The sequence below is a fragment of the Frigoribacterium sp. CFBP 13605 genome (assembly GCF_014839405.1).
Classification (GTDB): Bacteria; Actinomycetota; Actinomycetes; order Actinomycetales; family Microbacteriaceae; genus Frigoribacterium.
Genome location: NZ_JACYNS010000127.1, coordinates 1 through 6,217, shown reverse-complemented (window position 1 = coordinate 6,217; position 6,217 = coordinate 1). Strand labels below are relative to the sequence as shown.

The window sequence follows — 6,217 nt, the reverse complement described above, 5'->3', positions numbered from 1 at the left end:
CGCCCGGACCCAGGCGCGCGCGTCGCCGGGGGAGGCGCGGGACCGCTCGGGACGGCCGGCCGCCGGCGCCGACGGGGCGGCTCGGAGCAGCGTCATGGGACGAACTCTAGGCGACGCCCGCGACCTCGACGACCCCCGTCCTGGTGTCCCCCACAGTGCCGACACCCGAGGGGGAGCCACCTTGTTGGGGGCTGACGCCCCCTTGCGGAGTACGCGTGAATGTAACAAGATCACCTCTTGTCCTGACCGGGTGAGATTCCGTCCCCTCAGATCCATCCCGCGCAAGCCCCCGTCCTGGGGGCACGGCGTGGTGTTCTTCCTCTCGCACGAGCCTCCGTCCCCGAGGCATGTCGCGGGATCGCCCACACCTTCCCTTGATGAAAGCAGTGACGATGCCCAGCGCCCCCGAGCACCGCCTCTCTCCGCCCGTCCGCGTCCGCACCGCCGTGGGTGCCCTGGCGACGGCCCTCGCCGTCGTGGCCGGGGTCCTCGTCCCGGTCACCAGCGCCTCCGCGGCCCCGACCACGGTCGCCACCGACTCGTCGGCGCGCACGTCGACCACCGGCTGGGGGTCCGCCGACAAGGGAGGGGCCTGGTCGACCTGGTCCGGTCCGTCGAAGGCGTCCTTCACGGTCGGGTCCGGCACCTCCACCATCTCGAACCTCGCTCCCGGCTCGACCGCGACGGCGACCCTCGCGAGCGTGTCGGTCAAGGACGTCGAGGTCGAGGGCACGGTCTCCCTGCCGAAGACCAAGGCCGGCTTCTACCAGGGCTGGGAGCTCCGTCGCCAAGGTGACGGCTCCGCCTACCGAGGCCGACTGGAGTCGGGCAGCTCGGGCAAGGTGGCCCTCGCGGTGACCAAGGTGAAGAAGTCCGGCGAGACCCTGCTCGGCCGCGTCGCCCTTCCCGCCAGCGTGACTCCGGGTTCGACCCTGGCCGTCTCGTTCCGGGCCGAGGGCACGACCGCCGTCGCCCTCAAGGGCAAGGCCTGGGTCGACGGTTCCGCCGAGCCGGGTTGGCAGCTCGCCGTCTCGGACTCCGCGGCGGACCGTGTCTCGCAGGGCGGGTCCGTGGGCCTCTGGCAGTACGCCAGCGCCGGCAACACGGCCCGCTCGAGCACGTCGTTCGACGACCTCGTCGTCATCGGCAGCCCGTCGGACGCCACGCCGGCGCCCACGCCGACGCCGACGCCGACGCCGACGCCGACGCCTGCTCCTGCACCTGCTCCTGCACCTGCTCCGGCACCCGCGCCCGAGGTCGCTCCCGTCGGCTCGCGGGGTTCGCTCCCGGTCGGCTCGGCCTCCTACCCCGTTCCCTCGGGCGCGATCGTCGTGTCGCCGTCGGGCGACGACGGCGCGGCCGGAACGCAGGCGGCGCCGCTGCGCACCCTCGCGGCAGCCGTCGCCAAGGCGAAGTCCGGGGCGACGATCGTCCTCCGTGCCGGCACCTACAACGAGAGCGTCGTCGTGCCCTTCCAGAAGAAGGTCACGATCCAGTCCTACCCCCGCGAGGCCGTCTGGCTCGACGGCTCCGTCCCGGTCACGTCGTGGTCGCGGTCGGGTTCGGGGTGGAGCACCCCGTGGTCGGCGTTCCCGTCGTCGGTCATGGACAACGTGGCGGACAACCCCCGCTTCGTGTCGCCGTCCTTCCCGCTCGCCGCGCGTCCCGACCAGGTCTTCCTCGACGGGGTGCAGCTCACCCAGGTGACGCCCGACCGTCTCGTCCCGGGCACCTTCGCGGCCGACCCGGGCTCCGGCCGCATGCTGATCGGCAGCGACCCGGCCGGTCACTCGATCCGCATCAGCAACAAGCCCCAGGCCATCTGGGTGCAGTCGCCCGACACGACGGTTCGTGGCTTCGGCGTCCGGGGATACGCGACTCCCTACGCCGAGCGAGGCGCCATCCGCCTGGGCAACACCGGGGCGACGGCCGAGAACCTCGTGATCCAGGACAACGCCATGATCGGCATCAACCTCGAGAACAACGGTGGCACCCTGTCGAAGCTGACGGTCGAGCGCAGCGGCCTGCTCGGCATCGGCACCAACGCCTCGTACGACCTGAGCATCACCGACTCGGTGATCCGTCAGAACAACTGGCAGCGCTTCAAGGAGGCGCCGGTCTCGGGCGGCATCAAGATCACGCGATCACGCGGCGTCACCGTGTCGAACAACGACATCAGCCGCAACTACAGCTCGGGTCTCTGGCTCGACGAGTCCGTCTACGACAGCAAGGTCATCGGCAACACGGCCGAGGGCAACGAGTGGACGGGCATCCAGCTCGAGCTCTCGAGCAAGGCCGTCGTCGCCGGCAACACCATCACGGGCGGCAAGGCCGGACTGCAGATCTTCAACACCGACGACGTCCGCGTCTACAACAACTCGATCGGCGGCTTCAGCCAGTTCGGCATCAAGGTCACGCAGGACGAACGTCGGCAGGCCACGGCCTCCACCGGCCAGGACCGTCGCCGTCCGTTGCCCGACCCGACGGTGACCTGGGTCACGGGCAAGATCACCATCGCCAACAACGCCTTCGGCAGTGGTGGTTCGTACCAGATCTTCGTCCTCGACGGCAAGACGAACCGGTCGGCCGACTCCATGGGCATCACGGTGACGGGCAACGCCTTCAACCAGCGACGCACCACGGCGCAGGCGACGCTCGTCGGCTGGGGGGCCGGGGACAACAAGACCGTGACCCGTCTCGACTCGGTCGCCGCCCTGTCGGCCAAGAACGGATCGTGGCGCAACGTCGAGACGTCCGGGGTGCTCGACCTCGGCGGCATGGGCAGCCTGCTCGCCTCGTCGCTCGGCATCGTGTCCACCCTGCCGGCGGACGTCGCGGCGCTCCTCGGGCAACCCGGGACCGCCCGCCGCATCGGCGCCTTCTGATCGACCGACGACGCCCGGCACCTCGTGGTGCCGGGCGTCGTCGCGTCCGGTCCGGGGTCGATCGGGCGACCGGTCGAGGAGGCGCGGGTCGCCTCGTCGACACCGCCTACGATTGACCCCGTGATCCTGGCCATCGACACCTCCGCCGGCTCGTCCGTCGCCGTCGTCGACCGCGACGGCGGCGTCCTGGCCGAGCACACGGTCGCCGACACCCGGCGACACGCCGAGGTGATCGGCCGTCTGATCGACGACGCCCTGCGCGACGCAGGCGTGACCCCGTCCGAGCTCTCGGCCGTGGTGGCCGGTCGGGGCCCGGGCCCCTTCACCGGCCTGCGCGTCGGCATCGCCGCCGCCCGGGCCTTCGCCTTCGGTGCCGGGGTGCCGTGCCTCTCGGTCGGCAGCCACGACGCCGTCGCGTTCGAACGACTCTCGGCGGCGGCGGGCCGTTCCGTCGGCACCGCCGGCGGGTCCGTCGACTCGCCGCTCGTCGTCGTCACGGACGCCCGTCGCCGCGAGGTGGCACACAGCTCGTGGTCGGGGCTCGACGACGACGGCCTGCCCGTGCTGGTGGCCGGCCCCGCCCTCGTGAGGCCGGCCGACCTCGACGAGGCGACCGGCGCCTCCTCGTCCTGGCCGCGCACCGACCCCGACGCGACGACGGTCTCGGCGGCCGCGCTGGGAATGCTCGCCGAGCGGCTCTTCGAGCACGGCCGCGCCTTCGCCGCCGCCGAGCCGCTGTACCTGCGCGAACCCGACGTCACCCCGTCGGCCGGCCCGAAGCCGGTCACGCAGTGAGCGTGCTGCTGCGCACGGCCACCCTCGACGACCTCGACGGCATCATGGCCATCGAGACGTCGACGTTCCTCACCGACGCCTGGTCGCGGGCGAGCATGACGCACGAGCTCACCGCCCCCGGCGGTCGCTACCTGGTCGCCACGGCCGAGGGCGACGACACCACCGTCATCGGTTACGCGGGCATGCTGGCGCTCAAAGGGGCTCCCGAGGCCGACATCCAGACCATCGCCGTCCTCGCCGAGCACCAGGGGCGTGGGCTCGGACGGGCGATGCTGACCCAGCTGCTCACCGAGGCCCGTCACGGCGGGGTGCGCGAGGTGTTCCTCGAGGTGCGGGCCGACAACCCCGGGGCGCAGCACCTCTACGAGACGCTCGGCTTCGAGCGCATCGCCGTCCGTGCCCGGTACTACATGCCCGACGGGGTCGACGCCGTCGTCATGCGACTGCGCGTCCCGCCGGCCGTCACCGAGACCACCGCGGGCCCCCTCGAGCCGATCGACGACGTGCCCCTCGACGAACAGGACGTCCGCCCGTGACCGCGACCCGCGCCTCCTCGTCCGCCGCCGAGCAGGCGGCCGCCGAGCCCGCCGTCCGCGAGCCCCTCGTGCTCGGCATCGAGACCAGCTGCGACGAGACCGGCATCGGCATCGTCCGCGGACGCACCCTCCTCGCCAACGTCATCTCGTCGTCGATGGACGAGCACGCCCGCTACGGCGGCGTCGTGCCCGAGGTCGCCGCGCGCGCACACCTCGAGGCGCTCGAGCCCGCCCTCGCCGCGGCGCTCGCCGAGGCCGGCGTGACGACGGCCGAGCTCGACGCGATCGCCGTGACGAGCGGACCCGGGCTCGCCGGGGCGCTCATGGTCGGCGTCGGTGCCGCCAAGGCCCTCGCCCTGGCGACGGGCAAGCCCCTCTACGCCGTGAACCACCTCGTCGGCCACGTCGGGGCGGACGTGCTCCGCGCCGACGGCAGCGAACTCGAGTTGCCGACCATCGCGCTGCTCGTCTCGGGCGGTCACACCTCGTTGTTGCACGTGCGCGACCTCGTCGACGACGTCGAACTGCTCGGCGAGACGATCGACGACGCCGCGGGTGAAGCGTTCGACAAGGTGGCCCGCCTGCTCGGCCTGCCCTACCCCGGCGGGCCGCAGATCGACCGCGTCGCCGAAGGCGGCGATCCGAGGGCCGTCCGCTTCCCGCGCGGGCTGACCCTCCCGAAGGATCTCGCGAAGCACCGGTACGACTTCTCGTTCTCGGGGCTGAAGACGGCCGTCGCCCGGTGGGTCGAACAGCGTCGCAGCGAAGGAGGCGCGGTGCCCGTCGCCGACGTCGCCGCCAGCTTCCGCGAGGCCGTCGCCGACGTCCTGCTCACCAAGGCCCTCGCGGCCTGCGCCGATCGGGGCGTCCCCCGCCTGCTGCTCGGCGGGGGAGTCGTCGCCAACGCCCGCGTGCGCGAGCTCGCGGCCGAACGCTGCGCGGCGGCCGGGGTCGAGCTGCGCGTGCCGCCCCTCTCGCTCTGCACCGACAACGGCGCCATGATCGCGGCACTCGGTGCCGAGCTCGTGTCGCGGGGTCGAGCGCCCTCGCCTCTCGACTTCGGGGCCGACTCGACGCTGCCCGTGACGACGGTCCAGGCCGTCTGAACCCTTCGGCGCGGCCCGGGCGACCCGCCCCCGGTCACAGGCCATGGGCCGCCGATAGCATGGGCGCTCGACCGACCGCGGCCGTCACCGGCCGACCCTCAGCAGAAGGACGTCTCCGATGACCGACCAGAACCCCGCCCCCCACGGCCAGCCCTCTCCGCAGAATCCCTACCAGGGCCAGCAGCCGGCCTACCCGGGGCAGCCCTCCGGTGGTCAGCCCTCTTACCAGGGGCAGAACGGCGCTCGTCCCGGTCAGCGCAACACCCTCGCCCTCGTGTCGATGATCCTCGGCATCGCGGGCTTCGTGACCTCGATCACGGCCATCGGTGCCATCGTGACCGGCCACATGGCGTTGAGCCAGATCAAGAAGCGGGGCGAAGAGGGCCGGGGGATGGCCCTGACGGGGCTCATCCTCGGCTACGTCGTCGTGGCGCTGACGATCCTGACGATCATCCTGCTCTTCGTCGTCTTCGGTGCGATCGCCAGCAACCCCGACCTCTACGACGGCAGCTACAACTCCTGAGGCCGCGGGCACGCCCCCGAGGGCGTTGCCTCCCAGGGGCCGCTCATCGGCGGCCTCGCTAGCATGACGGGGTCCGCACCGGACGGTGCGGGCCCTTTCGTGTCCCGGGACGCGACCGTCACGGGTGTGACCGGCCGCCCCGATGGCACGACCGACGCACCGCTCGCGAAAGGCAGCTGATGGCCACCGACGACACCACCCCCGAGAAGCCGTCCTCGGCGCCGACCGCGCCCTCGGCTCCGACGCCGCCCGCGGCACCCACCGCGCCCCCGACGCGCCCGACCGAGGGTGGCGACGCGGCCACCGCCTCACCGCCGCTGCCTCCCACCGCCTTCCCGGGAGCCGCGTCCCAGCAGCCGTCGTCCCAGCCGC

General features: G+C 72.7%; 5 protein-coding genes and 1 pseudogene. All 6 read left to right on the top strand.

The annotated features are described in order from the left end of the window. The first annotated feature begins 392 nt into the window (after positions 1–392). Positions 393–2,885, top strand: coding sequence for a right-handed parallel beta-helix repeat-containing protein (locus tag IFT36_RS14635; protein ID WP_200413507.1), 2,493 nt, complete (start codon positions 393–395; stop codon positions 2,883–2,885). Between the two features lie 120 nt (positions 2,886–3,005). Then, entirely contained in the window at positions 3,006–3,680 is a 675-nt protein-coding gene (gene tsaB / locus IFT36_RS14630) for a tRNA (adenosine(37)-N6)-threonylcarbamoyltransferase complex dimerization subunit type 1 TsaB (protein ID WP_200413506.1), read from the top strand. Positions 3,681–3,682: 2 nt separating this feature from the next. Beyond that, on the top strand, positions 3,683–4,216 hold the full coding sequence (gene rimI, locus IFT36_RS16630) for a ribosomal protein S18-alanine N-acetyltransferase (RefSeq protein WP_173153387.1): 534 nt from the start codon (positions 3,683–3,685) through the stop codon (positions 4,214–4,216). A 68-nt stretch (positions 4,217–4,284) separates the two neighbouring features. Continuing rightward, positions 4,285–5,322 carry a tRNA (adenosine(37)-N6)-threonylcarbamoyltransferase complex transferase subunit TsaD gene (tsaD, locus tag IFT36_RS16255; protein ID WP_173154850.1) on the top strand — a complete coding sequence of 346 codons (1,038 nt, stop codon included), beginning with the start codon at positions 4,285–4,287 and terminating at the stop codon, positions 5,320–5,322. A gap of 118 nt (positions 5,323–5,440) precedes the next feature. Beyond that, complete coding sequence (locus tag IFT36_RS14615) at positions 5,441–5,845, top strand: DUF4190 domain-containing protein (RefSeq protein ID WP_123571267.1); 405 nt, start codon at positions 5,441–5,443, stop codon at positions 5,843–5,845. A 179-nt stretch (positions 5,846–6,024) separates the two neighbouring features. After that, a pseudogene (locus IFT36_RS16250) lies at positions 6,025–6,217 on the top strand (M23 family peptidase); the annotation flags it as partial.

What these genes read in the sequence shown, in the direction of transcription:
- IFT36_RS14635 (WP_200413507.1), top strand. Translation starts at nt 393, where the DNA reads ATGCCCAGCGCCCCCGAGCACCGCCTCTCTCCGCCCGTCCGCGTCCGC.
- IFT36_RS14615 (WP_123571267.1), top strand. Translation starts at nt 5,441, where the DNA reads ATGACCGACCAGAACCCCGCCCCCCACGGCCAGCCCTCTCCGCAGAAT.